Here is a 21,588-nt window from a genome sequence, read left to right as displayed (position 1 = left end):
GTTGTACAGGCCGCAATGAGAAAGATCGTGGCGAGCGTCAGCAACGCCTGCCGCAAGCGGGCAGGCGTCAGTCTTGTGACGGCATCGGGCTTTTGCATGGGCCTTCCGGTCCGGCGTGACGTTGGCAGCTTCAAGGCTTGACGAAGCGCAGGGTCATGCGATCCGATTCGCCAATAGCCGCAAAGCGCGCGCGATCCACGTCGCCGCCGCGATACGTCGGCGGCAATGACCAGACACCGTTGGGATAATCCTTTGTATCGCGCGGATTGTCGTTGATCGCGCTGCTCGCCGCGAGCCTGAAACCGGCGGCTTGCGCGTGCTGGATCACATAGGCTTCGGTGAGGTAGCCTGTATCGATCATCTGTTGCAACGGCGTTCCCGGCTTCGCGCGATGTTCTTCCACGCCAAGCACGCCGCCGGGTTTGAGCACCGAATAAAACGCCCGCAGGTTGGCGTCGATCTGACCGTCTTCTATCCAGTTATGGATATTGCGGAAGGTCAGCACGCTATCCACTTGCAGCCCCGCAGGCAAGCCGGTGAACTGCCCGGACTGCAACGTGCCGAAAGGGACGTGGCCGTAGATCGCCGGGTTCGCTGCGAGCTTCTGCTCGAATGCAGCGTTGCTGCGGGCTTCGGCTTCCGGCAGCGAGCCGGGCACGCCAACGTATTCAGCCTCGTACAAGGTCCCGTGGTCCTTTAAATAGGGGCCCAGGATGTCCGTGTACCAGCCGCCGCCCGGAGCGATCTCCAGCACGCTTTGCGTTGGCGCGACGCCGAAGAATTCCAGCGTTTGCTTTGGATGCCGGTAGACATCGCGAGCCTGTGCTTTCTGGCCTCGATAGGGCGCGGCGATGGCGGTATCGAGGGAAGTGGATGCTGGCGCGTCAGGCGTCGCGCAGGACACCAGCAGCAGTGCCGCGGGCAGCGCGAGCAGCAGGCGCCGCGCGTGAAAGGTCGGGAGGAGTGTTTTCATGCGGGTCATTATCGGGGAAAGTCGCGCAACGCGCTGCGCGCTGGCGAACCGGCGCGCGCCGCCCCCCCGAATATCCCAAACCCGCAACCCGCACGCCGGCTGACGCTAGAGCACCGTCCTGACATGCCAAAGCTCAGGAAACAGCACCACGTCAAGCATCTTGCGCAAATAAGGCGCGCCGTTCGTACCACCGGTGCCTTGCTTGAAACCTATGATGCGTTCCACCGTGGTCACGTGGCGAAAGCGCCATTGCCGAAATGAATCTTCGAGATCAACCAGTTCTTCCGCCATCTCGTACAGATCCCAGTGCTCGCCCGGATTTCGATAAATGTCGAGCCATGCGGCTTCCACGCTCGCGTCGGGTTGGGTGGGCTGCGTCCAGTCGCGTTGAAGCCTTTCCCGCGCAATCGGAAAACCACGGCGCGCGAGCAGGCGGATGACTTCATCGTAGAAAGAGGGCGCTTCGAGCGTCGCCTTTACTTCGGCGAACACATCCGGCCGATGCGCATGGGCCTTGAGCATCTGCGCATTCTTGTTGCCCAGCAGGAACTCGATCTGCCGGTACTGATGCGACTGGAACCCGGACGATGCCCCAAGATACGGCCGCATGGCGGTATATTCGGAAGGCGTCATGGTCGCGAGCACGCTCCACGCCTGCACAAGCTGATCGAGTATTCGCGATACGCGCGCGAGCATCTTGAAGGCGGGCGGCAGTTCGTCGCGATGCACCGCGGCAAGCGCCGCGTTCAGTTCGTAGAGCGCGAGCTTCATCCACAGTTCGCTTGTCTGATGCTGCACGATGAACAACATCTCGTTGTGATCCGGCGACAACGGATGTTGCGCCGAAAGCAGCGTTCCGAGCGACAGGTAGTCGCCGTAACTCATGGAATGCGCGAAGTCGAGTTGGGCGTCGTGCCAGCCTTGCGGGTTTGCGTTTGCGTTTGAGTTTGCGTCGGCGGATGCGCCCTGGCTCATCGGGCACGTACCGGATTGCTTGTCGTCTGGTCGAGTCATCGCGCGTGCTCCCGGGCTCAGGTTACCGCGCCGCGTTCGGCGTATTCGGGTGCCCGCCACGCTTCGGTTTCAAGCACGTCGCGAAGGATCTCCACTGCGTCCCAGACGTCTACGTAGCGCGTATAGAGCGGCGTGAAGCCGAAACGCAGGATGCGCGGCTCGCGATAGTCGCCAATCACGTTTCGCGCAATCAGCGCCTGCATGACTTCATAACCGTGCGGATGCTCGAAGCTCGCCTGCGATCCGCGTTCGGTATGCGCTCGCGGCGTGACGAGTTGCAAGGGGAATTCGCGGCATCGCGTCTCGACAAGATCGATAAAAAGATCGCTCAGCGCAAGCGACTTTCGTCGCAGCGCCGCCACGCTGGTCTGCCCGAAAACGTCGAGGCCGCATTCGACCAGTCCCATGGAAATGATGGGCTGGGTGCCGCATAGAAAGCGGCCGATGCCGTCGTCCGGGCGATATTCGGGAACCATGTCGAACGGTTTCTTGTGGCCCCACCAGCCGGAAAGCGGTTGCGAGAACGCCCCTTGAAGGTGCTTTGGCACCCAGATAAAAGCGGGCGACCCCGGTCCGCCGTTCAGGTATTTATACGTACACCCAACGGCATAATCCGCGTTCGCGCCGTTGAGGTCGACCGGAACAGCGCCTGCCGAATGCGCGAGATCCCAGACGGCAAGCGCGCCTTTCTCGTGAATGATGCGCGTGAGCGCCGCCATGTCGTGCATTGCGCCAGTGCGATAGTTCACATGCGTGATCATGCCGAGCGCGGTGTTTTCATCGATAGCGCCCGTGAGTTCCGACGCGTGATCGACCAGGCGCAGTTCATAACCGCGATCCAGTTGTTCGATCAAACCCTGTGCAATGTAGAGGTCCGTGGGAAAATTCGAGCGTTCCGAAACAATCACGCGACGCTTGGGATCGCGCTCGTTCGCCACTCGCAACGCGGCGGACAACACCTTGAAAAGGTTGATTGAAATGGTGTCGGTGACGACCACTTCGTCTTCCGCCGCGCCAATCAACGGGGCGAGCTTATTGCCGAGACGCTTGGGCCAGGCGAACCAACCTGCCGTATTCCACGAGCGGATCAGCCCGTCGCCCCATTCGCCCGCAATGATTGCTGCCGCGCGCGATGCCGCCGCTTTAGGCGGCACGCCAAGCGAATTACCGTCCAGATAGATGACGCCGTCGTTCAGCGCAAACTGTTCGCGCAAAGGGCCTAGCGGGTCGTCGCGGTCGAGCGCCGCGGCATTGTCTCGGTGGTTCATTGAAGTGCTCATTGACGCTATTGATGAAGGTAAAAGCTTAGCCGAGAATGGTCGTTAATTGATTGCAAAAGAAACGCGATTGCTGCCGGGCTTTGCAATAATGTGCGATCAAAGCGGCATTGATCAAAGAGAAGTTTGAAGCGTTCCGTTATGCGAGGAATTCGGCCTGGCTTAGCTGGCCGCGCTTCGAGTCCGCTAAGCTTACGGCTCGATTGGCCATCGGATTTGCTCAAACGAACGAGCCTCGACGACACATGCCGCAAGCCTCCACACCCACGCCAGATTCAAGCACATGACACAAGACACCCTAGCTGCAACCTTGTTAGCCCACGTCGACAGCCAGTTCGACCAGGAGATCGCGTTCCTTCGCGCGCTTGTGCAAAAGCCTTCGGACAATCCACCCGGCGACTGCGCGGAGCACGCCGAAATGGCTGCAAAATGGCTTGAACAAATGGGCTTTGATGTCGAGCGGCACGCGGTTTCCACTGAAGACGTTCACCGCGCCGGCATGATCAGTGCAACGAACCTGGTGATTCGTCATCGCTTTGGCGCTGGGCCGGTCATTGCGCTGAATGCGCATGGCGATGTGGTCCCGCCCGGCGATGGCTGGAGCGCGGAGCCCTACGGCGCGGAAATCCGCGATGGCTTCATGTATGGCCGGGGCGCGGCGGTATCGAAGTCGGACTTCGCCACTTATGCGTTTGCGCTGAAAGCCTTGATCGATAGCGGCGCGGTGCTCGCGGGTACGGTCGAACTGCATTTCACGTACGACGAGGAAACCGGTGGTCTGATAGGACCCGGCTGGCTGCTGAGGGAAGGTATCGTCAAGCCGGACTACGCAATATGCGCCGGTTTTTCGTACGCGATCACGACCGCGCACAACGGCGCAATCCACCTCGAAGTCACCGTGCGCGGCAAGTCGGCTCACGCGGCACGGCCCGAAACCGGTCATGACGCGCTGGAAGCCGCATCCGCGGTGCTCAATGCGCTGTATGCACATCGCGCTGCGTTGCGTGATATTCATTCGAATACGCCGGGCATCGATCATCCCACGCTGGTTGTCGGCCTGATCAAGGGCGGCATCAATACCAATGTGGTGCCCGACAAGGTCGCGTTGCGGCTCGATCGCCGGGTGGTGCCCGAGGAAAATCCTCAGCATGTATTACATCGGCTCAAGGCGTTGATCGTGGCTGCGGTCGAGGGTTTGCCGGGAATCAGCGTGGATATCGAGGAAGTGCTTGTCACTTCTCCGCTGCGTTCGCTCGATGGAGCCGACCGCCTGTCGCAAGCGTTGCAGCGCGCAGCGAGGGTTACGCTGCAGCGCGACATTCCGACCGAAGGCGTGCCGCTCTATACCGACGCCCGCCTGTACTGCGAAGCGGGCGTCCCGACCGTCATTTATGGCGCGGGGCCGCGCACGCTGCTCGAGGCGAACGGACATCGGGCGGACGAACGGGTGGCGCTCGAAGACCTGAAGGTGGCGACTCAAATCATCGCAATAGCGCTTGCCGATCTGCTGAGTCCAGCCTGACTGGCGCCGGGATTTACGGACCTTTCTCTGACCACTCGATGACATCTTTGTCATCAATCGTCCAAGCTTCGCCGGGCGCGCTAACATAAGCCGAAAGGAGCCTTGCCCGCGGCTTGCGCTGCACGCAAGGCGTTCCGAAACCCGGAGGCTCATCATGCATGTCCCTAAGCAAAAAACCCTGGGCGTTGTCCGCTCGCGCGGCGTCGGCCTGCTAAGTGCAATCAGTCTGGGCGCGACCGTCCTGTTTCTGTCGATGCACGTCGCGCATTCTTCCGAAGCCGCGGTCATGCTGGCGCCGCCCGTGGTCGATGAACCCGTCGGCGCCACGCATCAGGAAACTGCCGTGCTGGCAGGCGGCTGTTTCTGGGGCGTGCAGGGCGTGTTCCAGCACGTCAATGGTGTGACGAAAGTCGTCTCGGGGTATGCGGGCGGCCAGGCCAATACCGCGCAATACGACACCGTGAGCGGCGGGCAGACCGGTCACGCCGAGTCGGTGCAGATCACCTACGATCCAACCAAGGTGACTTACGGGCAATTGCTGCGGATCTATTTTTCGGTCGCGCACGATCCGACCCAGTTGAACCGGCAGGGTCCGGATAGCGGCACGCAATACCGGTCGGCAATCTTTCCGGCCAACGACATGCAAAAGCGCGTGGCGCAAAGCTATATCGCGCAACTGGATAAGGCGCATGTGTTTCCAGCGCCTATTGTCACCAGGACGGACGCGCTCAAGGGCTTTTATCCGGCGGAGTCGTATCACCAGAATTACCTGACGCTGCATCCGGATGCGCCATATATTGCGATCAACGACCTGCCCAAGGTCGAAAACCTCAAGCGTCTGTACCCGGCGTTTTACAGGGATCAGCCGGTGTTGTTGAAAGTGGCATCGGAGTAATTAAAAAAATAGAAAGCGGCGGCGGATCTGAAAGTCCGCCGCCGTTTTTTCATCGGCTACTGTGCGGCTTGCGTCGACTTTCGCAGCTTCGCAACATCGCTTGGCGCAACCGCCGGCGCGCCATTGTTCCAGCCGGCGCGAATGAACGTCAGGACATCGGCGATTTGCTGATCGCTTAGCACCGGCGCGTATTTCGGCATCGGGTAAGCTGCCGGAATGCCCTGGATCACGAGATCCTGCGTGCCGTTCAACGTGACGTTGATCAACGACGAAGCATCTTTCTCGAGCAGGTTCGGATTGCCCGCAAGCGGCGCGAGCAGCGGGGCGAACGCCTTGCCATCCACGCCGTGGCAATGCATGCAATACGCGGTGTAGACTTTCGCGCCGGCGTCGTTGGCGGGATGGGCGAGCAATGCCGTGGTTGCTTTCGGATCGTACGCATAAGCCGGCGCGTGCGTGCCGCCCGCTGGCGGCAACGACTTCAGATACGCCGACATGGCCGCAATATCCTGATCGTTCATGCCTTGCGTGCTGTGGTTGATCACGTCGGTCATGGACCCGAACGCCGTTGCGTGCGCGTTCGCTCCGGTCTTCAGGAACTGGGTGAGATCGGCGTCGGACCAGCGTCCCAGTCCGACGTTCTGCTCGCCAGTCAGGTTCGACGCAAACCAGCCGTCGAGCACGCCGCCCGTAAGCCATGCACTGCCGCTTTCATCGAGCGCCTTCTCCTGGAATGCAATGCCGCGAGGCGTATGGCACGAACTGCAATGGCCGAGTCCCTGAATCAGGTACGCGCCGCGGTTCCACGCCACGTCATGGCCGTCCTTGTCGTGGTAGACGCCTTTATCGAGGAACACCATGTTCCAGAATTTGAGCGGCCAGCGCATGTTCAGCGGAAACGGAATATCCGATGGACGATTCGCCTGGTTCACCGGCGCCACGCCCTTCATGAAGTACGCGTACAACGCCTTCACGTCGTCGTCGCGGACCTTGGCATAGGACGGGTAGGGCATGGCCGGATACAGGTTGTGTCCGTCCTTCGACACCCCCTGGCGCACCGCCTTTTCAAAATCCTCCTCGGTCCATTTGCCGATTCCCGTCTCCGGGTCCGGCGTGATGTTGGTGGTGTAGATCCTGCCCATGGGCGTGTTCATGGGCAGGCCGCCCGCGAACGGCTTGCCCTTGGGCGCGGAATGACACGCCACGCAATCGCCGGCTTTCGCGAGATATGCGCCACGGGCTACAAGCGCGTCGTCGGCGGGCGCGGCGGCCAGTGAAAGCAGCGGGACGCCAAGCGTGAGAGCGATCGCGGAAACAAGTTGTTTGATCATTATGGGTTTCCTCACGCGCTCAGCAGTTGACGGCCCACGGGCAATTGCCGCAGACGTTTGCCGGTAGCGGCGTAGATCGCGTTGGTCAGCGCGGGCGCGAGCGCTGCCGTGCCCGGTTCGCCGATCCCGCCGGGCGCCTCGCTGCTCTTGACTATATGCACCTCGATTGGCGGTGTCTGGTCGATGCGCAGCATGCGGTAGTCGGTGAAATTGGCTTGCTCGACGCGACCGTCCTTGATTGTGATCTCGCTATAGAGCGCCGCCGTGATGCCGAAAATAATGCCGCCCTGAATCTGTGCTTCAACGGTATTCGGATTCACGACCATGCCGCAATCGACTGCGCACACCACGCGGTTGACGGCGACCTCGCCGTCGCCGTTCACGGTGACGTCCACCACCATGCCGAAGAAGCTTCCAAACGCGTGCATGACCGATACCCCGCGTCCCTGGCCCTTCGGCGGCGTGTTGCCCCAGCCGGCTTTCTGGGCAGCAACGTCGAGCACGTTCTGCGCACGCGGCGTCTTGCCGAGCAGGTCATGGCGATACTTAACCGGATCGATCTTGGCCTGGGCCGCAAGTTCGTCGATGAAACTTTCCACCACAAAGGTGCCGCGCGTTGGACCCACGCCGCGCCAGAACGCGGTGGGAATGTCCATTGGCTCCTGGCGAACGTAGTCGATGAACTGGTTCGGCAAATCGTAGGGCAGTTGCGCCGAGACTTCGACCGCGTCCGGATCGAGCCCGTTCTTGAAAGCGGGCGGCGCAAAGCGCGCCATGACCGATGACCCGACAATCCGGTGCTGCCACGCGACCGGTTTTCCATTGGCGTCGAGTCCGGCAGAAATGACGTCGTAGTAATACGGGCGATACATGTCGTGCTGCACGTCCTCTTCGCGCGTGTACGTGACCTTCACGGGCGTGCCGACTTGCTTGCCGATCTTCAGGGCCTGCGCGATGAAGTCAGTCTCCAGACGCCGGCCAAAACCGCCGCCGAGCAGATGGTTGTGCACCGTGATCTTGTCGGCGGGAAGGCCGGTGATCTTCATGGCTGTATCGACGGCGCGCGTGGGCACTTGCGTACCGACCCAGATGTCGCAACCGTCGGCGCGCACCGAGACCGTGCAGTTCACCGGCTCCATGGTGGCGTGTGCAAGAAAGGGCTGCTGATATATGGCGTCGACGCGCGTCTTGGCGTCGTTGAAGCCTTTCTTCGTATCGCCGTCCTTGCGGGCGACCGCTCCCTCGCGCTTCGATGCATCTGCGAGTTGCTGAACGACCTTCGCCGTCGAAAAATCGGCGCTGCGGCCCTCGTTCCACTTCAGGTCGAGCGCCGCCGCGCCGCGTTTGGCGGCCCACGTGTGATCGCCGACCACGGCCACGCCGTTGTCGAAACGAATCACCTGACGCACGCCCGGAATCTTCTTTGCACTGGTGTCGTCGACCGAAACCAGCGTGCCGCCGAACACCGGGCTGTTCACGATCGCGGCATACACCATGCCGGGCAGCCGGACATCGAGACCGAACACTGCCGTGCCATCGACTTTTTCCGGCGAATCGAGGCGCTTGTACGCCGTGCCGATCAGCTTGAAATCCTTAGGATCCTTGAGCGTTATTTTTTCCGGCGCGGGAAGCTTCGAAGCGGCGTCGGTCAGTTGTCCGTAGCCGATTCGCCGGCTGGTCGCGGCGTGCACCACTTCGCCGCGTTCGGCGTGACACGTCGCCGGATCGACCTGCCATTGTTGTGCTGCAGCGGAGATCAGCAGCACGCGCGCCGTTGCACCGGCGCGGCGCATGGGTTCCCATGCGTAGCGAATGGACGTCGAGCCGCCGGTTAGCTGGCCACCGAGCAACGGGTCCGTGAAGAGTTTTTCGTCAGGCGGCGCGTGATCGATCACGACGCTGTCCAGCGGCACCTCGAGTTCTTCCGCGATCAGCATGGGGATGGATGTGTAGATGCCCTGGCCCATTTCCACCTTGGGAATCACCAGGGTCACCTTGCCGCTGGCATCGATCTGGATGAACGCGTTGGGTTGGAACACGCCGCTTTGCGGCGTCTCGCTGGCGTCGCCGCCAATCACGGATTTGCCCTTGGGCGCTTCGCCCTGGCTCGCAGCGGGCACGCTGAAGCCGAGCATCAGGCCGCCGCCTATTGCAGCGCCTACCGACACACCTAGCTTCAGGAATGTACGCCGGCTCACGCCATCGGGCGCGCGGCGATTTTGTGCTTCGAGCAGTCCTCGCGACATGTCACGCCCCCTTGGCGGCGTGCTTGACCGCGGCGCGAATGCGGTTGTAGGTGCCGCAGCGGCAGATGTTGCCGGCCATGGCGGCGTCGATATCCGCGTCGGAGGGATTGGGATTCGAGGCAATGAGCGAGGCCGCCGACATCACCTGACCCGACTGACAGTAACCGCACTGCACGACGTCCAGCGCGACCCAGGCGTCCTGCACTTTCTTGCCGGCGGGCGTGGCGCTGACCGCTTCGATGGTCGTCACCTTGCGGGCCCCGACGGCTGCGACTGGCAGTACGCAGGATCGTACGGCGACGCCGTCGAGGTGGACGGTGCACGCGCCGCACTGCGCTATGCCGCAGCCGAATTTGGTGCCTGTGAGGCCCACCAGGTCGCGGAGCACCCAAAGCAAGGGCATGTCGGGCGGGGCGTCGACCGTGTGCGATTCGCCGTTTATGGAAAGGGTCGTCATCTGCAACTCCAGTTGTCGTGGGGATATTTTTGGTTTGCCTCAACCGCAGATTCTTATACAAGATTCCGGCGAATTCCGCTGAATTCATCGCCAGGCGTTCCGCGCCGATCGTTTAAAGAAAATATTCTGGAATAAAGCATGGGGTGGAGTGGTTAGCGCTGGCATTGCCGTCCTTTCAAGTCCTTCACGAGGTGCATGCCATGCCTTCCATTTTCCTTACTGCCTCGCGTGCCCGCTTTGTTACTGCCGCGGTCTTTCCTGTTGTTGTGATGTCGCTAGGCATGGGTGTCTCGCTCGCGCATGCGGCCGGCCCTTCGAATGCAGGCCCTGAAGCTCCGTTCCTTGCGGAGAACGACGACGCCATGACGCGCATGATGGACGCCATGTCGATCAAGCCGAGCGGCGATGTCGACCATGACTTCGTGGGCATGATGCTTCCCCATCATCAGGGCGCCATCGACATGGCCCAGGCCGAATTGCGCTATGGACACAACGAGCAGTTAAGACGCATCGCGCAGGAAATCGTCGTTGAACAACAGCAGGAAATCATCGCGATGCGGCTCGCGCTCGGTCAGCCGTTGCCGCCTTCGGCGCCGGCCCCGGATCAGGCGCAACCACCGTCTTCACCAGCCTCACCCCATGCAGTTCCTCCCGAAGCATCTTCAACCAAAACAATGAGCATGCCCATGTCGTCCATGCGCATGAAACAGGAGTCGAAATGAAACGAGTTTATTTATTTTCCGCAGTGCTGTCCGCGGTTTCATCGCTTGCGTTTGCAGGTCAGGCGCCCGGTCTTGCATCGGCGCCCGACGTGGCGATCAGTCATCACGACCGCGTCTACGCCGCCGAGCAGTTTTCCAACACGGTTTCGGTAACAGACCCGGCCGATAACAAACTCGTTGGCGTGATTCGTCTCGGTGATCCGTCGCCGGGCAATTTCAGCCCTTTATACAAGGGACAGGTGCTGGTGCACGGCATGGGTTTCTCACCCGATCACAAGACGATTGCGGTGGTCTCGATCGGTTCGAATTCGGTTTCTTTCATCGATACCCAGACCAACGCGGTCAAGCATGTGACCTACGTCGGGCGCGCGCCGCACGAAGCGTTCTTCACGCCGGATGGCAATGAAGTCTGGGTCACCGTGCGCGGTGAAAACTATGTGTCTGTGCTAGACGGACACACCTACGAGGAAAAGACTCGCATTGTGACGCCCGCAGGTCCGGGCATGCAGATTTTCTCGCCCGATGGCAAGTACGGCTACGTGTGTTCATCGTTCAATCCGGAGGTCGACGTAGTGTCGGTTGCGGATCACACGATTGTCGGGAAGGTCACGCAGACGAGCCCGTTCTGTCCGAACATCGCGGCCACGCCCGATGGCAAGCAGGTGTGGTTCACGCTCAAGGACACCGGCAAGACGCAGGTCTTCGATGCGCGCCCGCCGTTCGCTACGCTCAAGGTGATCGACACGGGTCCCATCACCAATCACGTGAACATCGTGCATAACGCTCACGGCACGTTTGCATATGTCACTGTCGGCGGATTGAATCAGGTGAAGGTGTTCCGCACCGATGACTTCTCGCAGGTCGCCACCATTGACGTTGGCAACTTGCCGCATGGCATCTGGCCGTCGGGCGACGGCACGCGTGTGTATGTAGGTCTGGAAAACGCCGACGCGATCACGGCAATCGATACGCTGACCAACAAGGTCATTGCAACGGTTCCGATCGGGCAGGCGCCGCAAGCGGTCACCTATGTGCCGAATGCAGTGCCTGAAGGCGATGGCACGCAAAACACGCAGCCGCTCGGGCTTGCGGGCGAGACGGCACACCTGAGCATGGTCGCAGTGGGCGGCAGCAATACGAATGGTAGCGCGCCTACCAGCGTCGCGCTGTTTGACCAGGGATTGCTGCAGGTGCTGCAGGCGTCCGCAACCGGTCTCACGCCGAAATCCCCCTACGTACTCGGACTCTCCGATAACCCCGACGGCAGCGGCAAGATAGAGTCGCTGGCCAGGTTCATGACCAATCCCGCGGGGTCCGCTATCGTCAACGCGATTGGCCAGATCAGGCAGGTGGTCGCGCCGGGCGCCAATGCATCCGTGGATAAACGGCGCTACCTGGTGATCGCTCCGCAAGTGTCGGGCATGCCGGGAGCGCCGGTGCAAGTGCAGGCGCTATAACAACTTCTGCCAGGTCACGCGTGTCCTAAGCCGCTGGAGGATAAACCCTCCGGCGGCTTTTTTGCGAGTCCTTATATATTTCCGATGCTAGCAATTCCGCGCGAAATTCAAGCGGCTCGTCAGCACGACGAAAGCGCGTGACGTGCATAAGACAAACTCATGATATTTTCGAAAATTCCAGGAATAAAAACAGTGAGAGAGGGGTTAGCCCTTGTACCAACCGCATGAATTCACGTTGGAATCTCTCAATCAACTGGAGTCGAAAAATGAAGAAGCTTGCCCTGTTTGCCTTGTCCGCCGCTGTCCTCGTCTCATCGAGCGCATTTGCACAAGGCCTCACCCGCGCCGAAGTGCGTCAGCAACTCGTGGAAGCGCAGCAAAATGGTTCGGAGTACGTCACTGATTCATCGTATCCGGATATCAGCCCCGCATTTCAAAACCAGTTCGCCAAGCGCCAGCAAAATTCCGCTGCGTATGGCGGCGTGGCTTCGGGTTCGAGCGTGAGCGCACCGCGTATGCCAATGGGCGGAACGCAAGGTCATGATACGTGTGTCGGCCCCGTTAGTTTCTGCAATATCTATGCAGGTTCGTAAGCGGCAACATATTCAGGAACAACGAAAGGGCGCTCGCTTGAGCGGATGCGGATAGGCTGGAGCGCCGATCACATCCCCTCAAGCGAGAGCCGAGCGAGCATCAAGCGGCTAGCGAGCACAAGACCCGGTATGACATGCAGGCACGCTCATTCGAGCGCCGCCGCCGGGCCAAAAAATTCATGACGAGTCTGCGTTTCGGGCACACCGAGCGCCTTCAAGGTCCGCTTCATCGCTTTCATGAATGGCAGCGGACCTAGAAAATAAGCGTCGACATCGCGCGTTTGCGGCAACCATTTCGCGAGGCGCGCTTCATCCAGATAACCCGTGCCATGTGCTGGCGCATCGTCTGCACGTGACTCGGAATAACAATAGAAGCGCTTTAATTGCGGATGTTTTTCCGCCTGTGCATCGACAAAATCGCGAAATGCGTGGACACCGCCATGGCGCGTTGCATGAATGAAATACACGTGCCGTTCGGTGCTTAGTGCTGCTTCGAGCATGGCAAGCGCAGGCGTGATGCCAACGCCGCCCGTGATCAGCACGAGCGGTTTGTCGCCGGGTTCGAGTTTGAAGTCACCCGCTGGCGCCAGCAGTTCAATGCTGTCGTTCTCCTTGAGATTGGCATGCAGATGATTCGACACTCGTCCGTTGGCCTCGCGCTTTACGCTGATGCGGTATTCACGCCCGTTTGCCGCCGCCGATAGCGAATAATTACGGCGGAGTTCTTCGCCGTCGAGCACTAGCCGAACGCCAATATATTGCCCCGGGTGGAAGGCGAGCAATTCCCCGCCGTCATCCGGGCGCAAATAGAACGACGTGATCTCGTCGCTCTCCACGACCTTGCGCGCGACCCGGAATAACCGCGTTCCGCGCCAGCCGCCCGGTGCGTTTTCGCGTTCGGCGTACATCGATTCCTCGAGGCCGATCAGCAGGTCGGCAAGTTGCCCGTAAGCGGCGGCCCATGCTTCGATCACGGCGTCCGTGGCGACCTCCGCGCCGAGCACTTCGCGAATGGACCGGAGCAGGCATGCGCCAACGAGCGGGTAGTGCTCGGGCAGGATATTGAGCGCGACGTGCTTGTTCACGATCTGCGAAACCAGACCGCCCAATTGATCGAGCTGATCGATGTGCTTTGCGTACATGAGCACGCCGTTGGCGAGCGCACGCGGTTGAGCGCCGCTCGCCTGATGGGCCTGGTTGAAATAGGGGCGCACCTCGGGGTGCTCAGTCATCAATAGCTCATAGAAATGCGTGGTCAGCGCCTCGCCGCCGCTTTCGAGAAGAGGAACGGTTGCCTTGACGATGGCACGGTGTTCTGCGGAAAGCATGTTGGAATTCCTTGTCGTGGGTTGAGTTGCGCGGAGTTAAGCGGTTGCTGTACCTTTTTATCCACGATTCGTGCCACACTTTCATCCTATTTGAATCAATGGGTTATGAATTGGAATGGTTAAATCGACTCTGGTCAAAAAGACTCATACCGAAGTCAAATTGACTCCAGGCCTTTTGCTTGATGCCCTAGTGCCGCTCATGCAGGATTTGTCGCGCGATCTCGCCGACGCGCAGCGTTACCGGCGCCTGCTGCACACCATGCGTACGTTATTCCCCGCCGACGCTGCCGCGTTGCTGCGGCTGGAAGGCGATACGCTGGTGCCGCTGGCTATTGAAGGGTTGAGCGTGGATACGCTCGGGCGGCGCTTTCGTGTAGCGGATCACCCGCGTTTCGTGCAACTGCTTGCCAATCCCGAGCCGACGCGCTTTGCTGCGGACTCCGATCTTCCTGATCCCTACGACGGCCTCGTCCAGGCGGTATCGGGCCATCTCGAAGTGCACGATTGCCTTGGATGTCCGCTCGTCATCAACGGACGGCCGTGGGGATTGCTCACGCTCGACGCACTCGATCCGGCGCGTTTCGACGGCATCGACATGGCGTCGCTCAGTGCGTTCCTGAGCCTCGCCGCGGCCACTGTCAGCGTGGTGGAACGCATCGATACGCTGGCTCGCACCGGTGAGGAGGAAAGCCGGCACGCTGAAGCGTACAGGCAAGCTCACGGACAAAACCGCCGCACGATGATTGGCAACAGCAAGGCGCATAAGCGCATGATGCAGGAGATCGGAATTGTTGCCGGGAGCGACCTGACCGTGTTGATCACCGGGGAGACGGGCGTTGGCAAGGAGCTTGTCGCCAACGCGATTCACGCGGCGTCGCCGCGCGCGAACAAACCCCTGATCAGCCTGAATTGCGCGGCTTTGCCCGACACGCTGGTAGAAAGCGAATTGTTTGGTCATGTACGGGGTGCATTTTCGGGTGCGTTGGCGGATCGGCGCGGCAAGTTCGAGCTTGCTCATGGCGGGACGCTCTTCCTCGATGAAGTCGGCGAACTTTCGCTTGGCGTGCAGGCAAAGCTATTGCGCGTCCTGCAGAATGGCCAGCTTCAGCGCATAGGTTCCGATCGCGATCATTCCGTCGATGTCCGCGTGATCGCGGCAACCAACCGCGATCTCGTGGAAGAAGTAAAGGCAGGGCGGCTTAGAGCGGATTTTTATCATCGGCTTAGCGTGTATCCGCTGCGGGTGCCGCCATTGCGCGAGCGCGGACGCGACGTATTGATGCTCGCCGGGAGCTTCCTTGAAGAAAACCGCTCGCGGCTGGGGTTGTCGAGTCTGCGTCTTGCAAGCGACGCCCAAACTGCATTGCTGGACTACGCATGGCCCGGCAATGTGCGTGAGCTTGAACATCTGATTGGCCGCAGTGCGTTGAAAGCGCTCGCGGCGCAAGCCGAGCATCCCCGTATTCTTACACTGACCGCCGCCCATCTTGGACTGGACGATGCCCGGAACGAAAGTGCTACTGCCGGTGCCACCAGGCCAGAAGCCGCCGCAGCCGATTTCCGCAGCGCTGTCATATCGTTTGAACGTGCCGTGCTGCAGGATGCGCTTGTGCGCAACAACCAGAACTGGGCGTCGACTGCGCGCGAACTGCAACTGGATCGGGCCAACCTTAACCGGCTCGCCAGGCGCTTAGGGTTGAAATAAAGATTTTGCTCATACCTATATCGCTTAAGCCACGGGTGCCTAGCGGTTCCCCGCGCTTGCCCCATTGGGTTTTCGCTAAAGAATTGATTTAAGGAACTGCGTACGTGAAATGAAATTTCCGTTATTTATTGATCTCGATCATTGAACGTCAAAGCTCTTCGTTTCGAGCTTTTGAATCATTACTCAATTGATTAATAATTCGCCAGGTCATGTGGATGTTGGCGCTCGGCAAAATGGCTTAAGTGCTTTAAGCTTCGATCAAGCCGCACGCCGCGGCTGGCAAAATCAAGTCCAACTGCCAGCACAGTACGTCGTATAAGAATTCGCTGTAGCACATGACTACAGATACAAAAACCCGATAGAGGACACAACGGTGGGCATTCGCAGCGTCGTCATCACACTAGTGCTGCTCGCAGTTTCAAGCGTCGGTGCATTCGCCGCCGGCGAGCCGCCCGCTGAAAAGGCGCCAGACACCATGCAGGCACGTGTCCTGGCGTGCGCCGCGTGTCACGGCGCACAAGGTGAAGGCACCAGCAACGATTATTATCCGCGGCTCTCGGGCAAACCCGCAGGTTATCTCTACAACCAGTTGCTCGCCTTTAGAGACGGCCGCCGGCAATACCCGCCAATGAATTATTTATTGGCTTATCTGCCCGACGCCTATCTACGTCAGATCGCTGAACATTTTGCCGGCGAGCGGCCGCCATTTCCTGTGCTTGCACCCGTCACCGCCGACCCGGCAACGCTGGCGCTTGGCAAGTCGCTCGTGAATAACGGTGCCCCGTCGCGCAAGATTCCCGCATGCGCCGCTTGCCACGGTGCGGCGCTTACCGGCATGGAGCCCGCTATTCCCGGCCTGCTCGGTTTGCATGCCGACTACATCAGCGCGCAGTTGGGCGCGTGGCGCTACGGTACCCGTAAAACGCTTGCGCCCGATTGCATGCATGACATAACCACCAAACTGGCCGAGCGCGACATCACGGCCATAGCAGCCTATCTGGCGTCGTTGCCGGCGCCCGCTAACCCTGTGCCGGTTGCAGCCGGTTCGCTCAAGATGCCGCTTGCTTGCGGCACCGTCCCCAACCCATAAGGCGAGGAAATCGACGTGTTCAGTTTCCGGGCCCTGATGCTTCTTTGCATGTTCGTTGTCGTGTCGGCTGCGCAAGCCGCAGACCCGTCAGTCGTCGCACGCGGCGAATATCTTGCGCGCGCGGGCGATTGCGTTGCGTGTCATACCGTACCCGCCGGCAAACTCTTTGGCGGCGGCCGGCCGATGGAAACACCATTCGGCACGCTCTATACGCCAAACATTTCGTCGGATAAGGAAAGCGGTATCGGCAAGTGGACCTCGGACGAGTTCTACACCATGATGCACACTGGCAAGTCGCGCAACGGCGAGCTGCTTTATCCCGCCATGCCGTTCGCGTCATATACCAAGGTCACGCGCGCCGATTCCGATGCGATCTTTGCGTATCTCCAGTCCACGCCGCCCATCCAGCAGGCCAACCGCGCGCATGAGTTGCGGTTTCCATTCAACCAGCGCTCCCTGCTGTACGGCTGGCGCACCCTGTATTTCCGTGCCGGGGAATACCAGCCTGATTCCACGCAGTCCGTTGAATGGAACCGTGGCGCGTATCTGGTCGAAGGTCTGGGTCATTGCACGATGTGCCATACCGCGATCAACGCATTGGGTGGCAACTCGGCCTCGAGGCGATTCGAAGGCGGCCTGATCCCGATCCAGAACTGGTATGCCCCGTCCCTGACATCGAATAAGGAAGCAGGGCTTGGCGACTGGAGTATCGAAGATATTGCCGATTTGCTGCAGGCGGGTGTGTCGAACCGGGGCGCCGTGTACGGTCCCATGGCGGAAGTCGTCTACGATAGCTTCCAGTATCTGACCGACGAAGACATTCGTTCGGTTGCGGTGTACCTGAAGACGCTGCCATCACGCGCCGGTGAAAAGATCACGCCGCCCACACCGGCCCTCGCTGAAGAAAAGAACACCATGTCGCCGCTCGGCAAGAAGATCTACGACGCGCAATGCGCCGTCTGTCACGCGGCGCAAGGGCAGGGCAAGCTGCCGCATTTCCCGCCGCTTGCTGCGAACCAGTCCATCCAGATGACGTCGTCGGTGAACCCGATCCGCATGGTGCTCAATGGTGGTTATGCGCCCGGTACGAAGAAAAACCCCATGCCTTACGGTATGCCGCCTTTCGCGCAATCGCTCTCGGATGTGGAGGTTGCGGCCGTGGTCACTTATATACGCACAGCCTGGGGAAATCACGGCACATCCGTGAGTGCGAAGGATGTCAACGTGTTGCGCTCAGCGCCACTTTATTGAGGACGTCATGACTGATTCAGAAAACGAAGATGCCGCCGTCGATGAAATCGTGCGTGACGGCCCGCACGGCGCCATTGCGCTTGCCGGCATTGCAACGGCCATTGTCATTGGCTTGTGGTTCGCGTTTTATTTCCTGGTCTTCCTGCCGCGTGGCGTTATCCAATGAGCAATGAACACCAGCCGCATGCATCGGCGGACATCGCCGCGCGTATCGAGCGCAAGTGGGCGCTGCTCGTGGCAATCATCCTGTGCGTGCTTGTCGCCATGACGGTTTTCACGGGACTGCATTGGGCAATGATGCCGCCTTCGCGCGTGGAAACCGTGCAGCCCGATACGCTCAATGTAAGCGGCGAATTTATCGAGAGCAATCTGGGCAGCGCGGTCGAAGCCGATGGCTCCGTGACGGTGCGCGTCGTCGCGCAACAGTACTCGTTCACGCCGCAATGCCTGCTGATTCCAGCCGATACTCCCATCACGTTTCGCGCCACAAGCGCGGATGTCGTGCATGGTTTCCTGATCACTAATACCAATATCAATTCAATGCTCGAGCCTGGTTATATCTCGACCTTCAAGACCACGTTCACGCAACCCGCCGAACATCTGATGCCGTGCCACGAATTCTGCGGCACCGGGCATCAGGGCATGTGGGCGCATGTGAAGGTCATCGATAAAACGGCTTTCCTCAAGATGGCAAACGCTAACGGTTCGCGGAGACTTAGCTGTGTTAAATAGCAAGCGACTCGTTCTCGCGCATTTCTGGCTCGGCTTCATCAGCTTCGGCGGCGCGTTGCTGCTCGGCGCATGGCAGATGTGGGTGCGCAGTCCGCTGCATCCCTGGCTGCACAATCCTGAGCTTTATTACCGCTCCGTGACGGCGCACGGTTCGGCGATGGGCTATGTGTTTCCCACGCTGATCGCAATGGGTTTCGGCTACGCGGTGACCGAACTCTCGCTGAAAAAAACGTTGATCGGCGTGCGCTGGGCATGGGCCGGTTTCATTCTCGTTGCAGTTGGCACTGTCACCGCGATGGTCCCGGTCGCCATGGGACTGGCGTCCGTGCTCTATACGTTCTATCCGCCGATGATCGCCAACGCGTTCTTTTATATCGGCATTGTGCTGGTGGTCGTGGGCTCGTGGATCTGGGTCGCGCTGATGTCGGTCAACCTGATCGCGTGGAAGCGTGAAAATCGTGGCGTGCCTGTGCCACTCGCCATGTTCGCGAGCGTTGCGGGCGCTTATTTGTGGGGATGGACCGCCGTGGGCGCGGCCATCGAGATCCTGTTCCAGATCCTGCCCGTGGCATTGGGCTTCAAGACGACCATCGACGCCGGGCTTGCCCGTGTGTTCTTCTCATGGACGCTGCACGCCATCGTCTACTTCTGGCTGATGCCGGCCTACATTGCGTATTACACGATCATGCCGCGTGCAATCGGCGGCCGCCTTTACAGCGATTCAATGGCGCGCATCTCGTTCATCCTGTTCCTCGTGGTTTCCATGCCGATCGGCATTCACCATCTTTTTGCCGATCCGCAAGTGGGCTCCGGCTTCAAGTTCATGCACTCGGTGTTCACAGCGCTTGTTGCAGTGCCGACCTTGTTGACGGTGTTCACCATCTGCGCGTCGGTGGAGATCGCTGCGCGCTTGCGCGGTGGGCGCGGCACTTTTGGCTGGCTCAAGGCGCTGCCCTGGGAAAACCCGATGATGCTTGCGCTCGCGTTTTCGTTCGTGATGCTGGGTTTTGGCGGCGCGGGCGGCATCATCAACATGAGCTACCAGCTTGATTCGACCGTCCACAACACACAATGGGTCACAGGCCATTTTCATCTGATCTTCGCAGGCGCGATCGTCATCATGTACTTTGCGATTGCTTATGATCTCTGGCCGCATCTGACCGGCCGTGCAATGACTCAACTCAAGCTGATGCGCTGGCAGTTGTGGCTGTGGTTCGTCGGCATGATCGTGCTGACTTTTCCCTGGCATTTCACGGGTATTCTCGGCATGCCGCGGCGCATGGCCTTCTTCGATTACACCGATCCGGAGCTTGCCGCGCAGGCCATGTCGGTGATCATATCGACTATCGGCGGGCTGATCCTGGTGGTGTCGGCGGTGATGTTTTTCGTCGTGCTGATTCGTGCGCATCGCGGGCCGCGTGTGGTGGTGGAAGAGTTTCGCTTTAGCGCGGCGGTGCATGAATCGAAGACCATTCCAGTCGCATTGAACAGCTTCGGCTTGTGGCTCGCGTTGATGATCGGCTTGACGCTTTTCAACTACGGCTATCCGGTAGCATCGCTCGTGTCGCGCTCGGACACGTCCGTGCCCGCAATTCGGATTGGAGGGCCGCAGCGATGAACGAAGAACGCCTCTTCTCGTTACGCAATCGCTGGTTCACCGTCACCGTAGGCGGCATGCTGGCGCTTGTCTTGCTGTCTGCCGGCATCGGGTTTATCTGGTTGCCGTCGGCGCAAAAGGATCAGCCGTTCCAGGGCGTCTGGAATGCGATCTGCAGCGCGGCAGGCGTGCCGCAACAATGGCTGCGCATCTCGGCGGCGACGCCCGTGCCTTTGACGCAGACAAGTCTTGTTGCCATGACGCCGCAATTGCTTGGCGCACCGAGCAGCGCTTCCATTGGACGTGGCGCGACGCTGGCCCTGCGATGCACGATGTGTCATGGTGCAGTGGGCGTGAGCGACGCCAATACGCCGAATCTCGCTGGTCAGTTTTCTTCGGTGATCTATAAGCAGTTGCTTGACTTTCAGTCCGGGGCGCGACGCAATGCGGTCATGTCACCAATGGTCGCCAATCTTAGCGATCAGGAAATGCGTGATCTAAGCGCTTATTATGCTTATTTGCCTAAGCCAGTTGCTTCGCGATCGGATGCGCAGACGCCTGTTTCCATGCCGGATATTGTGGCGCATGGCGCGCCCATGCGTAATATCGCCTCTTGCGCGTCATGTCATGGCGGGATCGATCATAAAGCCGGAACGCCCTGGCTCGAAGGAATGCCTTATGCCTATACGAAAGGGCAATTGCAGGCTTTTGCCGATGGCACCCGGCATAACGATATCAGCGAGCAGATGCGGAATGTCGCCAGGAATATGACCGCCGAGGAGATCGATGCCGCAGCGCGGTTTTATGCGGGGGTTCAGCCGTAGGGAGAGTTGGGTTTCGGTTGCCTGCTTTTTGAGCCTTCTCGCAGTTTGTTTTTAATGATTTTTTTAGCACTGTTAGCCACTGTCCGTGGCGGGACTTCATTTCTTTTTCCAACGGCGAAAAAGAAACAGAAGCAAAGAAAACGCCTTTCAACCGCTAATTCTTAAGTGTCCCAAGCGCGCAGTTTCATCTGCTTGGGACTTCAAAAGAACCGTTGCCGCCATAACCACCGTCAGCTGAAACCCTTCCCCTCCGTATCCCTACATCCACACGCTTCGCCACCAGCGCTCTCGGGCAAGTTCACGCTTGCGCTGGTTCGCACGCGATTAGTTTCACCGGCAGGACAATGTGTTGTCTTGGCGCGGCTATGTGTCGCGCACAAGCTCACCTACCATGCCGTATCGAAACGATATCTTCATCTTCACTCGCTATGCATACTTCCCGTTTCCGGTGGCTGCTCGCAGGCGCCGCCGTCACGCTTTTCGTGACCGCCGCACAGGCCCAGGTCGATACAACCAAAAGCACCGTCACGGCGACGTCCAAACAAATGAACGTGCCCGTCGATGGCAAGTTCAA

At 59.8% G+C, this 21,588-nt stretch carries 19 protein-coding genes and 1 pseudogene; 13 read left to right on the top strand and 7 right to left on the bottom strand.

Annotated elements, in window-relative coordinates:
• Positions 1–130 precede the first annotated feature (130 nt).
• The 3 genes from AWB64_RS16875 to kynU all read right to left on the bottom strand — a co-directional run bounded on the left by AWB64_RS16875 (position 131) and on the right by kynU (position 3,255).
• Entirely contained in the window at positions 131–973 is an 843-nt protein-coding gene (locus AWB64_RS16875) for a class I SAM-dependent methyltransferase (protein ID WP_099050553.1), read from the bottom strand.
• Positions 974–1,078: 105 nt separating this feature from the next.
• Positions 1,079–1,948, bottom strand: coding sequence for a tryptophan 2,3-dioxygenase (gene kynA, locus AWB64_RS16870; protein WP_244164096.1), 870 nt, complete (start codon positions 1,946–1,948; stop codon positions 1,079–1,081).
• A gap of 56 nt (positions 1,949–2,004) precedes the next feature.
• The gene (gene kynU, locus AWB64_RS16865) at positions 2,005–3,255 is read right to left on the bottom strand and encodes a kynureninase (RefSeq protein WP_060856588.1); all 1,251 of its coding nucleotides are present in this window, start codon (positions 3,253–3,255) and stop codon (positions 2,005–2,007) included.
• Between the two features lie 292 nt (positions 3,256–3,547).
• Between kynU and AWB64_RS16860 the strand changes: the two genes are divergently transcribed.
• Both AWB64_RS16860 and msrA read left to right on the top strand, forming a co-directional pair.
• Entirely contained in the window at positions 3,548–4,786 is a 1,239-nt protein-coding gene (locus AWB64_RS16860; RefSeq protein ID WP_060856587.1) for an ArgE/DapE family deacylase, read from the top strand.
• A 154-nt stretch (positions 4,787–4,940) separates the two neighbouring features.
• Positions 4,941–5,681, top strand: a complete 741-nt coding sequence (msrA, locus tag AWB64_RS16855) for a peptide-methionine (S)-S-oxide reductase MsrA (RefSeq protein WP_060856586.1) — start codon at positions 4,941–4,943, stop codon at positions 5,679–5,681.
• A 56-nt stretch (positions 5,682–5,737) separates the two neighbouring features.
• Here msrA and AWB64_RS16850 read toward each other — a convergent pair whose 3' ends face one another.
• From AWB64_RS16850 to AWB64_RS16840, 3 genes are read right to left on the bottom strand one after another with little or no spacing between them, the layout of a single operon-like run.
• Positions 5,738–7,012 carry a c-type cytochrome gene (locus AWB64_RS16850; protein WP_060856585.1) on the bottom strand — a complete coding sequence of 425 codons (1,275 nt, stop codon included), beginning with the start codon at positions 7,010–7,012 and terminating at the stop codon, positions 5,738–5,740.
• Positions 7,013–7,023: 11 nt separating this feature from the next.
• Positions 7,024–9,258 (bottom strand): xanthine dehydrogenase family protein molybdopterin-binding subunit, encoded by a 2,235-nt coding sequence (locus tag AWB64_RS16845; protein WP_060856584.1) that lies wholly within the window; start codon positions 9,256–9,258, stop codon positions 7,024–7,026.
• A 1-nt stretch (position 9,259) separates the two neighbouring features.
• Positions 9,260–9,715: a (2Fe-2S)-binding protein gene (locus AWB64_RS16840; RefSeq protein WP_060856583.1), complete on the bottom strand. Its 456-nt coding sequence runs from the start codon at positions 9,713–9,715 to the stop codon at positions 9,260–9,262.
• A 269-nt stretch (positions 9,716–9,984) separates the two neighbouring features.
• On the opposite strand from AWB64_RS16840, the gene AWB64_RS16835 reads away from it, so the two are divergent.
• The 3 genes from AWB64_RS16835 (at position 9,985) to AWB64_RS16825 (ending at position 12,487) form a co-directional block, all read left to right on the top strand.
• On the top strand, positions 9,985–10,437 hold the full coding sequence (locus tag AWB64_RS16835) for a DUF305 domain-containing protein (protein ID WP_082850525.1): 453 nt from the start codon (positions 9,985–9,987) through the stop codon (positions 10,435–10,437).
• On the top strand, positions 10,434–11,894 hold the full coding sequence (locus tag AWB64_RS16830) for a YncE family protein (protein ID WP_060856581.1): 1,461 nt from the start codon (positions 10,434–10,436) through the stop codon (positions 11,892–11,894). Before AWB64_RS16835 ends, AWB64_RS16830 begins: the two co-directional genes overlap by 4 nt.
• Before the next feature lie 266 nt (positions 11,895–12,160).
• Positions 12,161–12,487 carry a DUF4148 domain-containing protein gene (locus AWB64_RS16825; protein ID WP_063493227.1) on the top strand — a complete coding sequence of 109 codons (327 nt, stop codon included), beginning with the start codon at positions 12,161–12,163 and terminating at the stop codon, positions 12,485–12,487.
• Between the two features lie 146 nt (positions 12,488–12,633).
• Here AWB64_RS16825 and hmpA read toward each other — a convergent pair whose 3' ends face one another.
• Complete coding sequence (gene hmpA, locus AWB64_RS16820; protein WP_060856580.1) at positions 12,634–13,815, bottom strand: NO-inducible flavohemoprotein; 1,182 nt, start codon at positions 13,813–13,815, stop codon at positions 12,634–12,636.
• Positions 13,816–13,930: 115 nt separating this feature from the next.
• Here hmpA and norR point away from each other — a divergent pair, with 115 nt between their 5' ends.
• The 8 genes and pseudogenes from norR to AWB64_RS32290 form a co-directional block, all read left to right on the top strand.
• The gene (norR, locus tag AWB64_RS16815; protein WP_060856579.1) at positions 13,931–15,520 is read left to right on the top strand and encodes a nitric oxide reductase transcriptional regulator NorR; all 1,590 of its coding nucleotides are present in this window, start codon (positions 13,931–13,933) and stop codon (positions 15,518–15,520) included.
• Between the two features lie 403 nt (positions 15,521–15,923).
• Complete coding sequence (locus AWB64_RS16810) at positions 15,924–16,610, top strand: c-type cytochrome (RefSeq protein ID WP_510183556.1); 687 nt, start codon at positions 15,924–15,926, stop codon at positions 16,608–16,610.
• Between the two features lie 36 nt (positions 16,611–16,646).
• Positions 16,647–17,861, top strand: coding sequence for a c-type cytochrome (locus AWB64_RS16805; protein WP_082850515.1), 1,215 nt, complete (start codon positions 16,647–16,649; stop codon positions 17,859–17,861).
• A 7-nt stretch (positions 17,862–17,868) separates the two neighbouring features.
• Positions 17,869–18,027: a hypothetical protein gene (locus AWB64_RS31390; RefSeq protein ID WP_099050552.1), complete on the top strand. Its 159-nt coding sequence runs from the start codon at positions 17,869–17,871 to the stop codon at positions 18,025–18,027.
• Positions 18,024–18,593, top strand: a complete 570-nt coding sequence (locus tag AWB64_RS16800) for a cupredoxin domain-containing protein (RefSeq protein WP_060856577.1) — start codon at positions 18,024–18,026, stop codon at positions 18,591–18,593. The genes AWB64_RS31390 and AWB64_RS16800 overlap by 4 nt, the downstream gene beginning before the upstream one ends.
• On the top strand, positions 18,583–20,211 hold the full coding sequence (locus tag AWB64_RS16795) for a b(o/a)3-type cytochrome-c oxidase subunit 1 (protein WP_060856576.1): 1,629 nt from the start codon (positions 18,583–18,585) through the stop codon (positions 20,209–20,211). The genes AWB64_RS16800 and AWB64_RS16795 overlap by 11 nt, the downstream gene beginning before the upstream one ends.
• Positions 20,208–21,014, top strand: a complete 807-nt coding sequence (locus AWB64_RS16790) for a c-type cytochrome (protein ID WP_060856575.1) — start codon at positions 20,208–20,210, stop codon at positions 21,012–21,014. The genes AWB64_RS16795 and AWB64_RS16790 overlap by 4 nt, the downstream gene beginning before the upstream one ends.
• A gap of 428 nt (positions 21,015–21,442) precedes the next feature.
• Positions 21,443–21,588, top strand: a pseudogene (locus AWB64_RS32290) (YceI family protein); the annotation flags it as partial.

This window comes from Caballeronia sordidicola (assembly GCF_001544455.2).
In the GTDB taxonomy this organism is placed as follows: domain Bacteria; phylum Pseudomonadota; class Gammaproteobacteria; order Burkholderiales; family Burkholderiaceae; genus Caballeronia; species Caballeronia sordidicola.
Note: the sequence above shows the minus strand (reverse complement) of the source record. Positions and strands in the feature narration are given on the sequence as shown.